General features: G+C 70.4%; 15 protein-coding genes. 14 read left to right on the forward strand and 1 reads right to left on the reverse strand.

The genetic code is table 11. The features are described 5' to 3' along the window. The first annotated feature begins 230 nt into the window (after window positions 1–230). From hpnC to ACZ7OO_RS23730, 13 genes are all read left to right on the forward strand, one after another. On the forward strand, window positions 231–1,133 hold the full coding sequence (gene hpnC / locus ACZ7OO_RS23670; RefSeq protein WP_471507314.1) for a squalene synthase HpnC: 903 nt from the start codon (window positions 231–233) through the stop codon (window positions 1,131–1,133). Beyond that, a complete protein-coding gene (gene hpnD, locus ACZ7OO_RS23675; protein ID WP_471507316.1) occupies window positions 1,130–2,083 on the forward strand; it encodes a presqualene diphosphate synthase HpnD in 954 nt (317 codons plus the stop codon). The genes hpnC and hpnD overlap by 4 nt, the downstream gene beginning before the upstream one ends. Beyond that, complete coding sequence (locus ACZ7OO_RS23680) at window positions 2,083–2,223, forward strand: DUF6380 family protein (RefSeq protein ID WP_471507318.1); 141 nt, start codon at window positions 2,083–2,085, stop codon at window positions 2,221–2,223. The genes hpnD and ACZ7OO_RS23680 overlap by 1 nt, the downstream gene beginning before the upstream one ends. Continuing rightward, on the forward strand, window positions 2,220–3,641 hold the full coding sequence (gene hpnE, locus ACZ7OO_RS23685; RefSeq protein WP_471507320.1) for a hydroxysqualene dehydroxylase HpnE: 1,422 nt from the start codon (window positions 2,220–2,222) through the stop codon (window positions 3,639–3,641). Before ACZ7OO_RS23680 ends, hpnE begins: the two co-directional genes overlap by 4 nt. Further along, entirely contained in the window at window positions 3,641–4,768 is a 1,128-nt protein-coding gene (locus ACZ7OO_RS23690) for a polyprenyl synthetase family protein (protein ID WP_471507322.1), read from the forward strand. The genes hpnE and ACZ7OO_RS23690 overlap by 1 nt, the downstream gene beginning before the upstream one ends. Window positions 4,769–4,885: 117 nt before the next feature. Continuing rightward, window positions 4,886–6,877 carry a squalene--hopene cyclase gene (gene shc / locus ACZ7OO_RS23695; protein WP_471507324.1) on the forward strand — a complete coding sequence of 664 codons (1,992 nt, stop codon included), beginning with the start codon at window positions 4,886–4,888 and terminating at the stop codon, window positions 6,875–6,877. Next, window positions 6,878–7,519, forward strand: coding sequence for a 5'-methylthioadenosine/S-adenosylhomocysteine nucleosidase family protein (locus ACZ7OO_RS23700; protein ID WP_471507326.1), 642 nt, complete (start codon window positions 6,878–6,880; stop codon window positions 7,517–7,519). 5 nt (window positions 7,520–7,524) lie between these two features. Continuing rightward, window positions 7,525–8,547: an adenosyl-hopene transferase HpnH gene (gene hpnH, locus ACZ7OO_RS23705; RefSeq protein ID WP_471507328.1), complete on the forward strand. Its 1,023-nt coding sequence runs from the start codon at window positions 7,525–7,527 to the stop codon at window positions 8,545–8,547. Between the two features lie 4 nt (window positions 8,548–8,551). Further along, the gene (gene ispG, locus ACZ7OO_RS23710; protein ID WP_471507330.1) at window positions 8,552–9,709 is read left to right on the forward strand and encodes a flavodoxin-dependent (E)-4-hydroxy-3-methylbut-2-enyl-diphosphate synthase; all 1,158 of its coding nucleotides are present in this window, start codon (window positions 8,552–8,554) and stop codon (window positions 9,707–9,709) included. 27 nt (window positions 9,710–9,736) lie between these two features. Next, window positions 9,737–11,743 (forward strand): 1-deoxy-D-xylulose-5-phosphate synthase, encoded by a 2,007-nt coding sequence (gene dxs, locus ACZ7OO_RS23715; protein WP_471507332.1) that lies wholly within the window; start codon window positions 9,737–9,739, stop codon window positions 11,741–11,743. After that, window positions 11,740–13,125, forward strand: a complete 1,386-nt coding sequence (locus ACZ7OO_RS23720; RefSeq protein ID WP_471507334.1) for an aspartate aminotransferase family protein — start codon at window positions 11,740–11,742, stop codon at window positions 13,123–13,125. Before dxs ends, ACZ7OO_RS23720 begins: the two co-directional genes overlap by 4 nt. Before the next feature lie 91 nt (window positions 13,126–13,216). Continuing rightward, entirely contained in the window at window positions 13,217–13,840 is a 624-nt protein-coding gene (locus ACZ7OO_RS23725; RefSeq protein ID WP_471507336.1) for a helix-turn-helix domain-containing protein, read from the forward strand. After that, a complete protein-coding gene (locus tag ACZ7OO_RS23730; protein WP_123972047.1) occupies window positions 13,837–13,959 on the forward strand; it encodes a DUF6126 family protein in 123 nt (40 codons plus the stop codon). Before ACZ7OO_RS23725 ends, ACZ7OO_RS23730 begins: the two co-directional genes overlap by 4 nt. 22 nt (window positions 13,960–13,981) lie before the next feature. On the opposite strand, the gene ACZ7OO_RS23735 is transcribed toward ACZ7OO_RS23730, so the two are convergent. Further along, window positions 13,982–14,779: a tyrosine-protein phosphatase gene (locus tag ACZ7OO_RS23735; protein ID WP_471507338.1), complete on the reverse strand. Its 798-nt coding sequence runs from the start codon at window positions 14,777–14,779 to the stop codon at window positions 13,982–13,984. A gap of 173 nt (window positions 14,780–14,952) precedes the next feature. On the opposite strand from ACZ7OO_RS23735, the gene ACZ7OO_RS23740 reads away from it, so the two are divergent. Beyond that, window positions 14,953–17,049 (forward strand): alpha-galactosidase, encoded by a 2,097-nt coding sequence (locus tag ACZ7OO_RS23740; protein WP_471507412.1) that lies wholly within the window; start codon window positions 14,953–14,955, stop codon window positions 17,047–17,049. Window positions 17,050–17,352 lie beyond the last annotated feature (303 nt).

A 17,352-nucleotide genomic window follows, 5' to 3' on the forward strand; every position in this document is an offset into this window, starting at 1 on the left:
CGACGAACCTCGATGCGTTGTACAACGTAAGCTGTACCGGTCCCGGAAAGCGGCAAGTGGGGCGATAATGCGCGACACCGTCGGCCGGGCCGCCCCGCGGATTGCTGGGCGGCGTGTCCGAAATAGTGTGTATTGGGTCGGCAGTGTAGAACGGGAGATGTGACGGCAATGGCTACGGAAACTCCCCAGCTCAACGCAGGCCGCGCCGTCCCGGCCCCGGGCAGCGAACGGTGACGGCGGCCACCCCGGCGCGTACCGGAGACGCCGAGCGCGGCACCCTGGACAAGGCCGCCGACGAGAACTTCCCGGTGGCCCCGTTCTTCCTGCCGAGGGCATGGCGAGACGACCTGATGGCGGTGTACGGCTTCGCCCGCCTCGTCGACGACATCGGTGACGGCGACCTGGCCCCCGGCGGCGCCGACGCCCGGCTGCTCGGAGTGGGCCCCGAGGAGGCCGAGGACCGCCTGGTCCTGCTCGACGCCTTCGAGGCCGATCTGCGGCGCGTGTTCGACGGCACCCCGCACCACCCCCTGCTGCGCCGTCTCAGCGCCACTGTCCGCCGTCACTCACTCGCCCCCGGGCCCTTCCTCGGGCTGATCGCCGCCAACCGTCAGGATCAGCTCGTCAGGCGGTACGAGACCTACGACGACCTCCTCGCCTACTGCGAGCTGTCCGCCAACCCCGTCGGCCGCCTGGTCCTCGCCATAACCGGCACCTCGACCCCCGAGCGGATCCGGCTCTCGGACGCGATCTGTACCGCACTCCAGATCGTCGAACACCTCCAGGACGTGGCCGAGGACCTCGGCCGCGACCGGATTTATCTGCCCGCCGTGGACATGAAGCGCTTTCATGTCCAGGAGGCGGATCTCGCCAGGAACACCACGGGCGCATCGGTGCGTGCACTGGTTGCATACGAAGCACAACGCGCCCGCGATCTCCTGAATGAAGGCGCCCCCCTGGTGGGTAGCGTCCACGGCAGGTTGAAGCTGCTGCTCGCGGGGTTCGTTGCGGGGGGAAGGGCGGCGATCGCTGCGATCGCCGCCGCCGAATACGACGTACTTCCCGGCCCGCCCAAGCCCGGCAAGGGCCGGTTGCTGCGTGAGGTGGGCGTGACTCTGCGAGGAGAGGGGTGATCCGGACCGTGGACTCTCCCACACCTGTGTCCGCACCGGTACTCGCCGCCTACAGCTACTGCGAGACCGTCACCGGACAGCAGGCACGTAACTTCGCCTACGGCATCAGGCTGCTGCCCGCGCCCAAGCGGCGCGCCATGTCGGCGCTCTACGCCTTCTCCCGGCGCGTCGACGACATCGGCGACGGCGTGCTGGCCGACGACATGAAGGCGGCCCGCCTGGAAGACACCCGGGCGCTGCTCGCCCGGGTCCAGGACGGCGCGGTCGACGAGGACGACACCGACCCGGTCGCGGTCGCCCTCGCCCACGCCGCCCAGGCCTTCCCGATCCCGCTGGGCGGCCTGGATGAGCTGATCGACGGCGTGCTGATGGACGTACGCGGCGAGACCTACGAGACCTGGGACGATCTCAAGGTCTACTGCCGCTGCGTGGCCGGCGCGATCGGCCGGCTCTCGCTCGGTGTGTTCGGCACAGAACCGGGGGCGCGCGGCGCCGAGCGCGCGCCGGAGTATGCCGACACGCTCGGCCTCGCGCTCCAGCTCACCAACATCCTCCGGGACATCCGCGAGGACGCCGGGAACGGCCGTACCTATCTGCCCGGCGACGACCTCGCCAAGTTCGGCTGCGCGGCCGGGTTCCACGGGCCGACCCCGCCGGAGGGCTCGGACTTCGCGGGCCTGGTGCACTTCGAAGTACGGCGCGCCCGTGCCCTCTTCGCCGAGGGCTACCGGCTGCTGCCCATGCTCGACCGGCGCAGCGGCGCCTGTGTCGCCGCCATGGCCGGCATCTACCGCCGGCTGCTCGACCGTATCGAGCGCGAGCCGGAGGCGGTGCTGCGCGGCCGGGTCTCGCTGCCCGGACGCGAGAAGGCGTACGTCGCCGTACGCGGCCTGTCCGGACTCGACACCCGGCGCCACACGTCCCGACGGACCGTCAGGAGGCGCGCCTGATGGACAAAGTGGGCCAAGCTGACTCCACCGGAGAGAAACGGCAGGCAACCCTCCGGCGCGGCGCGGCGTCCCTGACTGCGACGGCCCGGTCTGCCCCGTTCCACCGGCACGGCGGGCGGGTAGGGGAGGCTGCAGGATGACCGACGGCACGCGATCCGAAGGGACGCACGACGACATCCCGTCCGGGCGCACCGCCGTGGTGATCGGCGGCGGCCTGGCCGGGGTCACGGCCGCGCTGGCGCTCGCCGACGCGGGGGTGCACGTGACGTTGCTCGAAGGCAGGCCGCGCCTCGGCGGGCTCGCCTTCTCCTTCCGGCGCGGCGACCTGACCGTCGACAACGGCCAGCATGTGTACCTGCGTTGCTGCACCGCCTACCGCTGGTTCCTCGACCGTATCGAGGGCGCGGCGCTGGCACCGCTGCAGGACCGGCTCGACGTGCCCGTGCTCGACCTCGCGAAGCCCGAGGGGCGCCGGCTCGGCAGACTCCGCCGGGACACCCTGCCGGTGCCTCTGCACCTGGGGCGCAGCCTCGCCGCCTACCCGCATCTCTCGCTCGCCGAGCGCGCGAGAGTCGGCCAGGCCGCTCTCGCACTCCGGGCACTCGATCTCGGCGATCCATCGCTCGACACACAGGACTTCGGCAGCTGGCTGGCTGCCCGAGGCCAGTCTGCGCGGGCCATCGAGGCACTGTGGGACCTGGTGGGGGTCGCCACCCTCAACGCGGTGGCCCAGGACGCCTCCCTGGCGCTCGCCGCGATGGTGTTCAAGACCGGTCTGCTGTCCGACCCGGGCGCGGCCGACATCGGCTGGGCCCATGTGCCGCTGGGCGAACTGCACGACCGGCTGGCCCGCAAGGCGCTCGACTCCGCGGGCGTGCGCACCGAGGTCCGTACACGCGTCACCTCCGTCTCCACTAACGAGAACGGGACGTGGAGCGTTCAGGTTCCCGGCGAGACGCACACCGCCGACACCGTGGTGCTCGCCGTGGCCCAGCGCGAGGCGTACGACCTGCTGCCCGAGGGTGCCCTCGACGCCCCGGAGAATCTTCTGGAGATCGGCAACGCGCCGATCCTCAACGTCCATGTCGTCTACGACCGTACGGTGCTCACCAAGCCGTTCTTCGCGGCCCTGGGCACCCCGGTCCAGTGGGTGTTCGACCGTACCCACGCCTCCGGGCTGCGCGAGGGCCAGTACCTCGCACTGTCCCAGTCGGCCGCACAGGACGAGATCGACGTTCCCGTGGCAGTCCTGCGCGAGCGCTATCTGCCCGAACTGGAACGACTGTTGCCCGGCGCGCGCGGCGCCGGGGTGAAGGACTTCTTCGTGACCCGGGAGCGCACCGCGACCTTCGCCCCCACCCCCGGCGTCGGGCGGCTGCGGCCCGGCGCCCGCACCAAGGCCCCCGGCCTCTACCTGGCCGGAGCGTGGACCGCCACAGGGTGGCCCGCGACCATGGAGAGTGCGGTCCGCAGCGGTGTGAACGCGGCCGACGCCGCGCTGCACACCCTGGGCCGGCCACGCCCCCGTCACCTCTTCGAGTTCGAGGAGGCGGCGTGATGCCCGCTCAGCAGGCGGCAGGCCCCCGCACCCCCGGTACCGCAACAAGAGGAGAAACTGTGCCCACTGTGCCCCCGGCCGAGGCGGCTGCCGACGCGGTGGACGTGACCGCGCTCCTGGAGCGCGGCCGGACCCTTGCCAACCCGGTACTGAAGGCGGCCGTCGACCGCCTGGCACCCCCCATGGACACCGTGGCCGCCTACCACTTCGGCTGGATCGACGCCGAGGGCAACCCCGCCGACGGCGACGGCGGCAAGGCCGTACGGCCCGCGCTCGCCGTGCTCTCCGCCGAGGTCACCGGTGCCGGCCCCGAGGTCGGCATCCCCGGCGCCGTCGCCGTCGAACTCGTCCACAACTTCTCGCTGCTGCACGACGACCTGATGGACGGCGACGAACAGCGCCGCCACCGCGACACCGTCTGGAAGGTGCACGGCCCCGCCCAGGCCATCCTTGTCGGCGACGCCCTCTTCGCCCTCGCCAACGAGGTGCTGCTGGAACTCGGCACCGTCGAGGCCGGCCGCGCCACCCGCCGGCTCACCACCGCCACCCGCGCCCTGATCGACGGCCAGGCACAGGACATCTCCTACGAGCACCGCGACCGCGTCAGCGTCGAGGAGTGCCTGGAGATGGAGGGCAACAAGACCGGCGCGCTGCTCGCCGCCTCCAGCTCCATCGGCGCGGTGCTCGGCGGCGCCGACGACCGCACCGCCGACACCCTGGAGAAGTACGGCTATCACCTGGGCCTCGCCTTCCAGGCCGTCGACGACCTCCTCGGCATCTGGGGCGACCCGGAGGCCACCGGCAAGCAGACCTGGAGCGACCTGCGCCAGCGCAAGAAGTCCCTGCCGGTCGTCGCCGCGCTCGCCGCGGGCGGTCCCGCCTCGGAGCGACTCGGCGAGATCCTCGCCGCCGACGCCAAGAGCAGCGACTTCGAGAACTTCTCCGAGGAGGAGTTCGCCGCCCGCGCCGCCCTCATCGAGGAGGCCGGCGGCCGCGAGTGGACCGCCGAAGAGGCGCGTCGTCAGCACACCATCGCCATCGAAGCCCTCCACGCCGTCGACATGCCCGACCAGGTCCGGGCACGGTTCACGGCGCTGGCCGACTTCGTCGTCGTACGAAAGAGATGATCACTATCGGTCGAATAGCCCTCGCGTAGTCGCCGGCCGGTGCGAGCGCGCAACCAGCACCGGCCGACGGCGGACCCACAGCAGAACGATTTCGCACGACTGCACGAAGGGGAAGCCATGACAGCGACGACCGACGGAAGCACCGGGGCCACCCTGCCGCCCCGCGCTGCCGCGGCCAGCACCGACCTCACCACCCCCGTGGCGGCCGGGGTACAAGAAGCCGCCGAACGCGCCGTGAGGCGTGCCACCGACCATCTGCTCGCCCGGCAGGACGCGCAGGGCTGGTGGAAAGGTGACCTGGAGACCAACGTCACCATGGACGCCGAGGATCTGCTGCTCCGTCAGTTCCTCGGCATCCAGGACGAGTCCACGACGGCCGCCGCCGCGCTCTTCATCCGCGGCGAGCAGCGGGAGGACGGCACCTGGGCCACCTTCTACGGCGGCCCGGGCGAACTCTCCACCACCATCGAGGCGTACGTCGCCCTGCGGCTGGCCGGGGACGCGCCCGACGCGCCCCACATGGCGCAGGCCTCGGCCTGGATCCGCGAGCGCGGCGGGATCGCCGCCGCCCGGGTCTTCACCCGGATCTGGCTCGCCCTGTTCGGTTGGTGGAAGTGGGAGGACCTGCCCGAACTCCCGCCGGAACTCCTGTACTTCCCCAAGTGGTTCCCGCTCAGCATCTACAACTTCGGCCAGTGGGCCCGGCAGACCATCGTGCCGCTCACCGTCGTCTCGGCCAAACGCCCGGTGCGCCCCGCACCCTTCCCGCTGGACGAGCTCCACACCGACCCGGCCAACCCCAACCCGCCCCAGCCGTTGGCTCCGGTGGCCAGTTGGGAGGGCGTCTTCCAGCGGCTCGACAAGGTTGTCCGCGGCTACCGCAAGGTCGCCCTGCGCCGGCTGCGCGGCTCCGCCCTGAACTCCGCCGCCCGCTGGATCGTCGAACGCCAGGAGAACGACGGCGCCTGGGGCGGCATCCAGCCGCCGGCCGTGTACTCGATGATCGCCCTGTACCTGCTCGGCTACGACCTCGAACACCCCGTGATGCGCACGGGACTTGAGTCGCTGGATCGTTACGCCGTCTGGCGCGAGGACGGCGCCCGGATGATCGAGGCCTGCCAGTCCCCGGTGTGGGACACCTGTCTGGCGGCCATCGCCCTCGCCGACGCAGGCGTGCCCGCCGACCACCCCCAGCTGGTCAAGGCCGCCGACTGGATGCTCGGCGAGCAGATCGTGCGGCCCGGCGACTGGGCCGTGAAGCGCCCCAACCTCCCGCCGGGCGGCTGGGCGTTCGAGTTCCACAACGACAACTACCCCGACATCGACGACACCGCCGAGGTCGTCCTCGCGCTGCGCCGGATCAAGCACCACGACCCCGAGCGGATGGAGAACGCCATCGGGCGCGGGGTGCGCTGGAACCTCGGCATGCAGTCGAAGAACGGCGCCTGGGGCGCCTTCGACGTCGACAACACCAGCCCGTTCCCCAACCGGCTGCCGTTCTGCGACTTCGGCGAGGTCATCGACCCGCCCTCGGCCGACGTCACCGCGCACGTCGTGGAGATGCTCGCCTTCGAGGGCATGTCCCACGACCCGCGCACCCGGCGCGGCATCGAGTGGCTGCTCGCCGAACAGGAGCCGAACGGCTCGTGGTTCGGGCGCTGGGGCGTCAACTACGTCTACGGCACCGGCTCCGTGGTGCCCGCGCTGACCGCGGCCGGGCTGCCCGCCTCGCACCCGGCGATCCGGCGCGCGGTGACCTGGCTGGAGCAGGTCCAGAACGAGGACGGCGGCTGGGGCGAGGACCTGCGCTCCTACAAGTACGCCACTGAGTGGAGCGGACGCGGCGCCTCCACCGCCTCCCAGACGGCCTGGGCGCTGATGGCGCTGCTCGCGGCGGGGGAGAAGGACTCCAAGGCCGTCGAGCAGGGCGTGCGGTGGCTCGCCGAGACCCAGCACGACGACGGCTCCTGGGACGAGCCCTACTTCACCGGCACCGGCTTCCCCTGGGACTTCTCCATCAACTACCACCTCTACCGGCAGGTCTTCCCGCTCACCGCGCTCGGCCGTTACGTCCACGGCGAGCCCATGCCCGAGGCCGAGAGGAGCTGAATGAGCACCACGCCCGCTCCGGCTCCGCTGCTGATCGCCTGCGCGCTCGGCATCGAGCACCTCGCCCTGCGCGCCGGCGAACGCGGTGGCGCGGGCGGGCCGGTCACCGTGCTGCGCACCGGCATGGGCCCCAGGGCGGCGGAACGGTCCGTCACCCGGGTCCTGGCCGACCCGGCACTGGCCGGTGCCGCAGTCCTGGCCACCGGCTTCTGCGCGGGACTCGCCCCCGGGATGCACCCCGGCGACCTGGTCGTCGCCGAGGAGACCCGGGACCCGCGCGGCAGTGTCCCCTGCGTCGGCACCGAACTCCTCGTGAAAGAACTGGTGCGGGCCGTGCCCGGCCGCACCGTCCACACCGGCCCTGTCACCGGTTCCGATCACGTCGTCCGCGGTCACGAACGGTCTGATCTGCTCGCGACCGGCGCAATCGCGGTCGACATGGAATCGGCGGCCACGCTCCTGAGCGCCGTGCACGCGGGCGATCGCCCGGTTGCGGCCGTCAGGGTGGTCGTGGACGCTCCTGAACATGAACTCGTCCGGATCGGCACAGTGCGCGGTGGAATATCGGCTTTCCGCGTTCTTCGATCCGTTCTTCCCGCTTTTTTCGAATGGCACCGTTCTTTGTTGCTCCCCCGGAGGTGAGCCAGATGGCCATGCCGCTGCGCCAGACCATCAAGATCGCTACATACCTGGCCGAACAGAAGCTCCGCAAGCGGGACAAGTTCCCGCTGATCGTGGAGCTGGAACCACTGTTCGCCTGCAACCTGAAATGCGAGGGCTGCGGCAAGATCCAGCATCCGGCGGGTGTGCTCAAGCAGCGCATGCCGGTCGCGCAGGCCGTCGGGGCGGTTCTTGAGTCCGGCTCACCGATGGTGTCCATCGCGGGCGGTGAGCCCCTGATGCACCCCCAGATCGACGAGATCGTCCGGCAGTTGGTGGCCAAGAGGAAGTACGTCTTCCTCTGCACCAACGCGATGCTGTTGCGCAAGAAACTGGACAAGTTCACGCCCTCCCCGTACTTCTCCTTCGCCGTGCACATCGACGGGCTGCGCGAGCGGCACGACGAGTCCGTTGCGAAGGAAGGCGTGTTCGACGAGGCCGTGGCGGCCATCAAGGAGGCCAAGCGGCGCGGCTTCCGGGTGACCACCAACTCGACCTTCTTCAACACCGACACACCGCAGACCATCATCGAGGTGCTCAACTACCTCAACGACGACCTCAAGGTCGACGAGATGATGATCTCGCCCGCCTACGCCTACGAGAAGGCTCCCGACCAGGAACACTTCCTCGGCGTGGAGCAGACCCGCGAGCTGTTCAAGAAGGCCTTCGCGGGCGGCAACCGGCGCAGGTGGCGGCTCAACCACTCCCCGCTCTTCCTGGACTTCCTGGAGGGCAAGGTCGACTTCCCGTGCACGGCATGGGCGATCCCGAACTACTCGCTCTTCGGCTGGCAGCGGCCCTGCTACCTGATGAGCGACGGGTACGTACCGACGTACCGCGAACTCATCGAGGACACCGACTGGGACAAGTACGGCCGCGGCAAGGACCCGCGCTGCGCCAACTGCATGGCGCACTGCGGCTACGAGCCCACCGCCGTCCTCGCCACCATGGGCTCCCTCAAGGAGTCACTGCGCGCGATGCGCGAGACGGTCAACGGAAACCGGGAGTGACCGCATGACCGCCATCTCCCTGGGCCTCCCCGAGGTCCCGGCCCGGCCGATCGCCGAGCGGCGCGTGTCGCGGCAGATCCACGTCGGACCGGTGGCCGTCGGGGGCGGTGCCCCGGTGTCGGTGCAGTCGATGACCACGACCCGTACGTCGGACATCGGCGCCACCCTCCAGCAGATCGCCGAGCTCACCGCGTCCGGCTGCCAGATCGTCCGCGTCGCCTGCCCCACGCAGGACGACGCGGACGCCCTGGCCACCATCGCCAGGAAGTCCCAGATCCCGGTGATCGCGGACATCCACTTCCAGCCGAAGTACGTGTTCGCGGCGATCGAGGCCGGCTGCGCGGCCGTCCGCGTCAATCCCGGCAACATCAAGAAGTTCGACGACCAGGTGCGGGAGATCGCGCGGACCGCGAAGGACCACGGCACGCCGATCCGGATCGGGGTCAACGCCGGCTCGCTCGACCGGCGGCTCCTGGAGAAGTACGGCAAGGCGACCCCGGAGGCGCTCGTGGAGAGCGCTCTCTGGGAGGCCTCGCTCTTCGAGGAGCACGACTTCCGGGACATCAAGATCTCCGTAAAGCACAACGACCCGGTCGTCATGATCGAGGCGTACCGGCAGCTGGCCGCCCAGTGCGACTACCCGCTGCACCTCGGTGTCACGGAGGCCGGCCCGGCCTTCCAGGGCACGATCAAGTCGGCGGTCGCCTTCGGCGCGCTGCTCTCCCAGGGCATCGGCGACACCATCCGGGTGTCGCTGTCGGCCCCGCCCGCCGAGGAGGTCAAGGTCGGCATCCAGATCCTGGAGTCCCTGAACCTCAGGCAGCGCCGCCTGGAGATCGTCTCCTGCCCGTCCTGCGGCCGCGCCCAGGTCGACGTGTACAAGCTGGCGGACGAGGTCACCGCCGGCCTGGAGGGGATGGAGGTGCCGCTGCGCGTCGCCGTCATGGGATGCGTGGTCAACGGCCCCGGCGAGGCCCGGGAGGCCGACCTGGGCGTCGCTTCCGGCAACGGCAAGGGCCAGATCTTCGTGAAGGGCGAGGTCATCAAGACCGTGCCCGAGTCGAAGATCGTGGAGACCCTCATCGAGGAAGCGATGAAGATCGCCGAGCAGATGGAGCAGGACGGCGCCGGGTCCGGAGCACCCGCCGTCACCGTGAGCTGAACAGCACGGACCGAGAGGGGGCCGAGCGTGACAATTCTGGAGACCATCCGGGGACCACGCGACCTGAAGGCGCTGTCCGAGGCGGAACTTCGTGAACTGTCCGAAGAAATACGCGAGTTCCTGGTGCATGCGGTCGCCAGGACCGGCGGTCACCTCGGCCCCAACCTGGGCGTCGTGGAACTGACCGTCGCACTGCACCGGGTCTTCGAGTCCCCGGTCGACCGCATTCTCTGGGACACCGGTCACCAGAGCTATGTGCACAAGTTGCTGACGGGCCGCCAGGATTTCTCCAAGCTGCGCGGTAAGGGCGGCCTGTCCGGATATCCCTCGCGCGAGGAGTCCGAGCACGACATCATCGAGAACAGCCACGCGTCCACCGCGCTCGGCTGGGCGGACGGCCTCGCCAAGGCCCGCCAGGTGCAGGGGGAGAAGGGCCATGTCGTCGCGGTGATCGGCGACGGCGCGCTGACCGGCGGCATGGCCTGGGAGGCGCTCAACAACATCGCGGCCGCCAGGGACCGGCCGCTGATCATCGTCGTCAACGACAACGAACGGTCGTACGCCCCCACCATCGGCGGGCTCGCCAACCATCTGGCCACCCTGCGCACCACCGACGGCTACGAGCGGGTGCTGGCCTGGGGCAAGGACGTACTCCTGCGCACCCCGATCGTCGGCAACACCCTCTACGAGTCCCTGCACGGCGCCAAGAAGGGCTTCAAGGACGCCTTCGCCCCGCAGGGCATGTTCGAGGACCTGGGCCTCAAGTACGTCGGTCCGATCGACGGCCATGACCTCAAGGCGGTCGAGTCGGCGCTGCGACGCGCCAAACGCTTCCACGGCCCCGTGCTGGTCCACTGCCTCACCGAGAAGGGCCGCGGCTACGAGCCCGCGCTCGCCCACGAGGAGGACCACTTCCACACCGTCGGCGTGATGGACCCGCTCACCTGCGAGCCGCTCGCGCCGTCCAACGGACCTTCCTGGACCTCGGTGTTCGGTGACGAGATCGTCCGGATCGGCGAGGAACGGGACGACGTCGTGGCGATCACCGCCGCCATGCTGCACCCCGTCGGTCTCGGCAAGTTCGCCGAGCGCTTCCCCGACCGGGTCTGGGACGTCGGCATCGCCGAGCAGCACGCGACCGTCTCGGCGGCCGGCCTCGCGACCGGCGGACTGCATCCGGTCGTCGCCGTCTACGCCACCTTCCTCAACCGCGCCTTCGACCAGCTGCTGATGGACGTGGCGCTGCACCGCTGCGGGGTGACGTTCGTCCTGGACCGGGCGGGCGTCACGGGTGTCGACGGCGCCTCCCACAACGGCATGTGGGACATGTCCGTCCTCCAGGTGGTCCCGGGCCTGCGGATCGCCGCCCCGCGCGACGCGGAACAACTGCGCCTCCAGCTGCGCGAGGCGGTCGCCGTGGACGACGCGCCCACCCTGGTCCGCTTCCCGAAGGAGTCGGTGGGGCCGGAGATCCCGGCCGTCGACCGGATCGGCGGGCTGGACGTGCTGCATCGGGGCGCGGACGCTCAGGTACTGCTGGTCGCGGTCGGCGTGATGGCGCCGGTGTGCCTTCAGGCCGCGGAGCTGCTGGCCGCTCGGGGCATCAGCTGCACGGTCGTGGACCCCCGTTGGGTCAAGCCCGTGGACCCCGCGCTGCCGGTCCTGGCGGCACAGCACGAGCTGGTGGCCGTCGTCGAGGACAACAGCCGGGCGGCCGGCGTCGGCGCGGCGGTCGCGCTCGCGCTCGGTGACGCCGAAGTGGACGTGCCGGTACGCCGGTTCGGGATTCCGGAGCAGTTTCTGGCGCATGCGAAGCGGGGGGAAGTGCTGGCCGACATCGGGCTGACGCCGGTGGAGATCGCCGGGCGGATCGGGGCGAGCCTCGCGGGGCGGGGGGCCGAAGGCGCCCGCGGGGACACCGGGCGAGGTCGTGTGGCGGGTGCGGCACCGGCTGGGTTGATCGCGCCCCGCGGCGGCAGCCGCACATCGACGCGCCCCGCGCCCCTGCGGGGTGCCGACAAGGAGAAGCAATGAGTACGGAGTTCGACCTCGGCGCGTTGCTGGCCGAGCGCGGAGCCGAGCGCTACGAGCTGCACACCAAGTACCTGAACCACCAGCTCCCGCGCATGCTGCACACCATCGGCTTCGACAAGGTTTACGAGCGCGCCGAGGGCGCCCACTTCTGGGACGCGGACGGCAACGACTACCTGGACATGCTCGCCGGGTTCGGGGTGATGGGTCTGGGCCGCCACCACCCTGTCGTCCGCAAGGCCCTGCACGACGTCCTGGACGCCCAGCTTGCCGACCTCACCCGCTTCGACTGCCAGCCGCTGCCCGGACTGCTCGCCGAACGGCTCCTCATCCACACCCCGCACCTGGACCGGGTGTTCTTCGGCAACAGCGGCACCGAGGCCGTCGAGACGGCCCTGAAGTTCGCCCGCTTCGCCACCGGAAGACCGCGCGTCCTCTACTGCGACCACGCCTTCCACGGCCTGACCACGGGCTCGCTGTCGGTCAACGGCGAGGACGGCTTCCGGGACGGCTTCGCCCCGCTGCTGCCCGACACGGCCGTCCCCCTCGGTGACCTGGACGCGCTCGCCCGGGAGCTGAAGAAGGGCGATGTCGCCGCCCTGATCGTCGAGCCGATCCAGGGCAAGGGCGTGCACGAGGCCCCGCCCGGCTATCTGCGCGGCGCCCAGGAACTGCTGCACAGGCACAAGGCGCTGCTGATCGCCGACGAGGTGCAGACCGGCCTCGGCCGCACCGGCGACTTCTACGCCTACCAGCACGAGGACGGCGTCGAGCCGGACCTGGTGTGCGTGGCCAAGGCGTTGTCCGGCGGCTATGTCCCCGTGGGCGCGACCCTCGGCAAGGACTGGATCTTCAAGAAGGTCTACTCGTCCATGGACCGCGTCCTGGTCCACTCGGCGAGCTTCGGCGCGAACGCCCAGGCGATGGCGGCCGGACTGGCCGTTCTCTCCGTCATGGAGAACGACCAGATCGTCGCCAACGCCCGGGCCGTGGGGGAGCAGCTCAAGTCGCGGCTCACCGCGCTGATCGACAAGTACGAGCTGCTCGCCGACGTACGCGGCCGGGGCCTGATGATCGGCATCGAGTTCGGCAGGCCCAGCTCACTGAAGCTGCGCAGCCGCTGGACCATGCTCCAGGCCGCCCGCAAGGGTCTGTTCGCGCAGATGGTCGTCGTACCGCTGCTGCAACGGCACCGGATCCTCACCCAGGTCTCCGGCGACCATCTGGAGGTCATCAAGCTCATCCCACCGCTGATCGTCGACGAGTCGGACGTGGACCGCTTCGTGGCGGCCTTCACGGACGTGATGGACGACGCCCACAGCGGCGGCGGCCTGATGTGGGACTTCAGCAAGACCCTCATCAAGCAGGCGGTGGCCAACCGCTGACGCCCAGCGGGGGCCTGCTGCGGGCGGCCCCGCTTTTTGTCTGAGAGGCAAGGAATTTGCCGCTGAGGCAACAGCCAGGCTCAATAGAGGTATGAACGCCTCAGACCCGGCGCCGCCCGCCGGTCCCGGCGACGACCTGCCCTCCGTCGGCCCGCAGCTGCGCTCTCTGCGCCGCCGCGCCGGCCTCACCCTGGAGGCCGCTGCCCGGGACGCCGGGCTGTCGCCGGCCCACCTCTCCCGGCTGGAGACCGGGCAGCGCCAGCCCTCGCTGCCGATGCTGCTCGCGCTCGCACGTGTCTACGGTACGACGGTTTCCGAGTTGCTCGGCGAGACGGTCGCCGACCGGGACGCGCTCGTGCGTGCCGCGGACATGGAGCCGACCAAGGCGGGCGGCTGGACGTACTGGCAGGCCGGGGCGCCCGGCCGGGGCATGCAGGCGCTGCGCGTCCGGGTGCCGTACGGCACCCAGGGCGACATCGTCCGGGTGCATCCCGGCGAGGAGTGGCTGTACGTCCTGCACGGGCGGCTCCGGCTGCGCCTCGGCGACACCATCCATGTGCTCGCGCCCGGCGACAGCGCGCACTTCGACTCGCTCACCCCGCACCGGCTCGCCGCCGAGGACCACGACGGGGTCGAGCTCCTGTTCGTCCACACCCTGCTGCAGAGTCCCCTGGCCGCGTTGTGCCTGGGGCCGATCACTGGAGAGCTGCCGTGAGCAACATCGAGGAGAAGTTCCCCCGGGCCCTGTGGGTCCGGCTGATCATCTACATCGCCGTCGGGCACGTATTCGCCGCGTTCCTCTACCTGCTGTTCGCCGTCGGCGGCAAGGGCTGAGCCCTCCCGTGGCCGCCCGGCCTCAGTCGAGGAGGCGGGCGCGCAGCCGCTCGCGGACCTCCGGGGTGACCTTCAGACCCTGCTCCAGGTACGTTTCGACGTCACCCCACGTCTTCTCGATGCTCTCGAAGGCCGCCGTCAGATACTCCGCGCGGGCGTCGAAGAGCGGGCTCAGCAGCTCCATCACCTCGGGGCTGTACGCGCTGTCCCCGCCGCCGCTGCGCCGCACCTTGTAGCGGCGGTGCTTGGCGTTGGACTCCAGATAGTCGGCGAGGATCGCGTCCCGCTCCACGCCCACCGCGAGGAGCGTCACGGCTATCGAGATCCCCGCCCGGTCCTTGCCGGCCGCGCAGTGCATCAGCGCCGGGACGCTGTCCTCGGCGAGCGCGTGCAACACGCGCGAGTGCTCGTCGGTACGGTCCCTGACGATCGTGCGATACGAGTTGACCATCCGGTTCGCGGCCTTGCCATCGCCCAGGAGTCCGCGCAGCTGCTCGATGTCGCCCTCGCGGACCATCGTCCAGAACTCGGCGCCGTGCGCCGGGTCGGTCAGCGGCAGGTTCAGGTTCCGCACGCCGGGCAGCTCGACGTCCGGGCCCTCCAGCTTCTGGTCGGCCGCGTTGCGGAAGTCGAAGATCGTGTGCAGACCGAGGGAGGCGAGGAACTGCGCGTCCTGCTCCGTCGCGTGTGCCAGATGCCCGCTGCGGAACAGCACACCCTGCCGGACCCGGCGCCCGTCCACGGTCGGCAGGCCACCCACGTCACGGAAGTTACGCACACCGGCCAGCTCGGGCTCGGTGGACGGGACCTGCTGCGTCACGGGGGCTCCTCCCGGCCGGCCCCGTCGGCGCTCCTCGTCGACGGGCACTGGGTCGACCATACGACATCGGTTTCCGCGGGCAATGAGTTGTCCACAGGCGTTGCTTCAGGGGCCCGTGGCCTTGATGATGTTGGTGCTTGAGCGGATCTGTTGGCACCTGTGTGAGGTTTCTAGTGGTGGACATCGCCGAGAACGGTCGTACCTGGCTCCTGTCGGGCCCCGGCAGCAGCTACGCGCTGCACCTCACGGAGGACGACGAGCTGCTCCACCTGCACTGGGGCCCCAAAATCGGGCTCGCCGACGCCGAGGAACTCAGCACCCGGGCGCTGCCCCGCTACTGGGCCTTCGAGTCCCCGCTGGACGGCCGTGAGGAGTACCCCGTCGAGGGCGGCCCCCGCTTCGTCCGCCCCGCGCTCTCCGTGCGCACCGAGGAACGCCGCGGCACCGAGTGGACCTTCGAGTCGTACGAGACGGACGGCGGCACCGGGGATGCCGCGAACGGTGAGGGACTCCGGCTTCGCTTCCGGGACGACCGGATCCTCATCACCCTGCACTACCGGATGCGCGGCGATGTCGTCGAGCGCTGGGTGACCGTCGACAACCAGGGTGACGCGCGCGTGGAGCTGCTGCGCGCCGACCCCGCCGCCTGGACGCTACCCGACCGCGAGGGCTGGCGGCTCTCCCAGCTGCACGGCCGCTGGGCCGCCGAGTCCCGCCTCACCAGCGCCCCGCTCACCTACGGCGAGAAGGTCATCGGCAGCCGCCGCGGCCACACCGGCCACCAGCACCTGCCCTGGGTCGCCCTCGACACCGACGCCACCGAGGAGCGTGGCGAGGTCTGGGGCTGTGCCCTCGGCTGGTCCGGCTCCTGGCGGATCGCCGTCGCCCAACTCCCCGACGCGCGCGTGCAGATCACCGGCGGCGCCGGTTACGACGACTCGGGCCTGCTGATGCTGGCGGAGGGCGAGTCGTACACCAGCCCGGTCTTCGCGGGCCTGTGGACCGACGGCGGCTTCGGCGGGGCGAGCCGCGCCTGGCACGCCTACCAGCGGGCGTACATCATCCCGGACGCAGACCGGGACCGGCCGGTGCTGTTCAACTCCTGGGAGGCCACCACCTTCGACATCTCCGAGGAGCAGCAGGCCACCCTCGCCCGGCGGGCCGCCGCGATCGGCGTCGAACTGTTCGTGGTCGACGACGGCTGGTTCGGCGCCCGCACCAGCGACCGCGCGGGCCTCGGCGACTGGACGCCCAACCCCGACCGCTTCCCGAACGGGCTCAGGCCCCTCGCGGACTATGTGCACGCCCTCGGTATGCAGTTCGGCATCTGGGTCGAACCCGAGATGGTCAACGCGGACAGCGACCTGTACCGCGCGCACCCCGACTGGGTCCAGTACCAGCAGGGACGGAAGCGGACGGAACTACGCAATCAGCTCGTCCTCAACCTCGCCCGCGAGGACGTCCAGGAGTACCTCTGGGAACAGCTCGACACCCTGCTGTCCAGCGCCCCGATCGACTACGTCAAGTGGGACTTCAACCGCTGCTTCACCGACGCGGGCTGGCCCGGCGAGCCGTACCCGCAGCGCCTGTGGGTCGACCACGTCCGCGGGCTGTACGCCCTGCTCGACCGGCTCCGGGCAGCCCACCCGAACGTCGCCATCGAGTCCTGCTCCGGCGGTGGCGGCCGGATCGACCTCGGCATCATGAGCCGCACCGACGAGGTGTGGACCTCCGACAACACCGACCCGCTGGACCGGCTCGCCATCCAGCACGGCTTCAGCCAGATCCACCCCGCCCGGGTGATGTCCGCCTGGGTCACCGACAGCCCGAACCATCAGCTCAACGGCCGGGTCAGCTCGCTGCGTTTCCGCTTCGTCAGCTCCATGGCGGGGGCGCTCGGCGTCGGCGGCGACCTCTCGCAGTGGACCGAGGAAGAGCTCGCCGAGGCCGGCCGCTGGGTGGAGCTCTACAAGGACATCCGGCCCCTGGTGCAGCGCGGCGACCAGTTCCGGCTGCGGCCGCCGACCGGCGGGCTCAGCGCGGTGCAGTACACGCTCGGCGACGAGACCGTGGTCCTCGCCTGGCTCCAGGCGCAGAGCTACGGCGAGCCGATGCCGGCGCTGCGACTGCAGGGGCTCGACCCGACAGCGTCGTATGAATGCCGTGAAACGGGCGAAGTGCACCGAGGTGCTGTTCTGTTGCATCATGGGCTGCGCACAGAGCTGCGCGGTGACCTGGATGCGGCAGTTCTCCGGCTGCGCCGCATCTGAGTCTTCTGTCCGAATTGGCTCCTTCATTGCAACTCGCTCTGGAATAGAGGGACGTGGCGTGACGTGCGTGAGGAGCGTCATATTCGTGACCGTCCGTCGCTCGTCATGTCCACGTACTTCCCGTGCTTTTCAAGGGGATCAGGAAAGCGAGGAAAGCCGGGATGCACGGAGGGCGACCGGGAATCCCCGTAACGGATCAAGCGAAACTCGGACAGCCGGAACCGATGGCTTGTCCGGGTGCGTCTTGCTCGCTTACGTTCGCCACGCATCCGGACGGAACGCCGAATCCTGCCGCCGCCCGGA

Source organism: Streptomyces sp. NPDC111744, assembly GCF_055634995.1.

Excerpts from the sequence above, each read along its gene's own strand:
- ACZ7OO_RS23720 (WP_471507334.1), top strand. The coding sequence starts at position 11,740 with ATGAGTACGGAGTTCGACCTCGGCGCGTTGCTGGCCGAGCGCGGAGCC.
- ACZ7OO_RS23690 (WP_471507322.1), top strand. The coding sequence starts at position 3,641 with ATGCCCGCTCAGCAGGCGGCAGGCCCCCGCACCCCCGGTACCGCAACA.
- ACZ7OO_RS23700 (WP_471507326.1), top strand. The coding sequence starts at position 6,878 with ATGAGCACCACGCCCGCTCCGGCTCCGCTGCTGATCGCCTGCGCGCTC.
- shc (WP_471507324.1), top strand. The coding sequence starts at position 4,886 with ATGACAGCGACGACCGACGGAAGCACCGGGGCCACCCTGCCGCCCCGC.
- ispG (WP_471507330.1), top strand. The coding sequence starts at position 8,552 with ATGACCGCCATCTCCCTGGGCCTCCCCGAGGTCCCGGCCCGGCCGATC.
- hpnE (WP_471507320.1), top strand. The coding sequence starts at position 2,220 with ATGACCGACGGCACGCGATCCGAAGGGACGCACGACGACATCCCGTCC.
- hpnH (WP_471507328.1), top strand. The coding sequence starts at position 7,525 with ATGGCCATGCCGCTGCGCCAGACCATCAAGATCGCTACATACCTGGCC.
- ACZ7OO_RS23680 (WP_471507318.1), top strand. The coding sequence starts at position 2,083 with ATGGACAAAGTGGGCCAAGCTGACTCCACCGGAGAGAAACGGCAGGCA.
- ACZ7OO_RS23725 (WP_471507336.1), top strand. The coding sequence starts at position 13,217 with ATGAACGCCTCAGACCCGGCGCCGCCCGCCGGTCCCGGCGACGACCTG.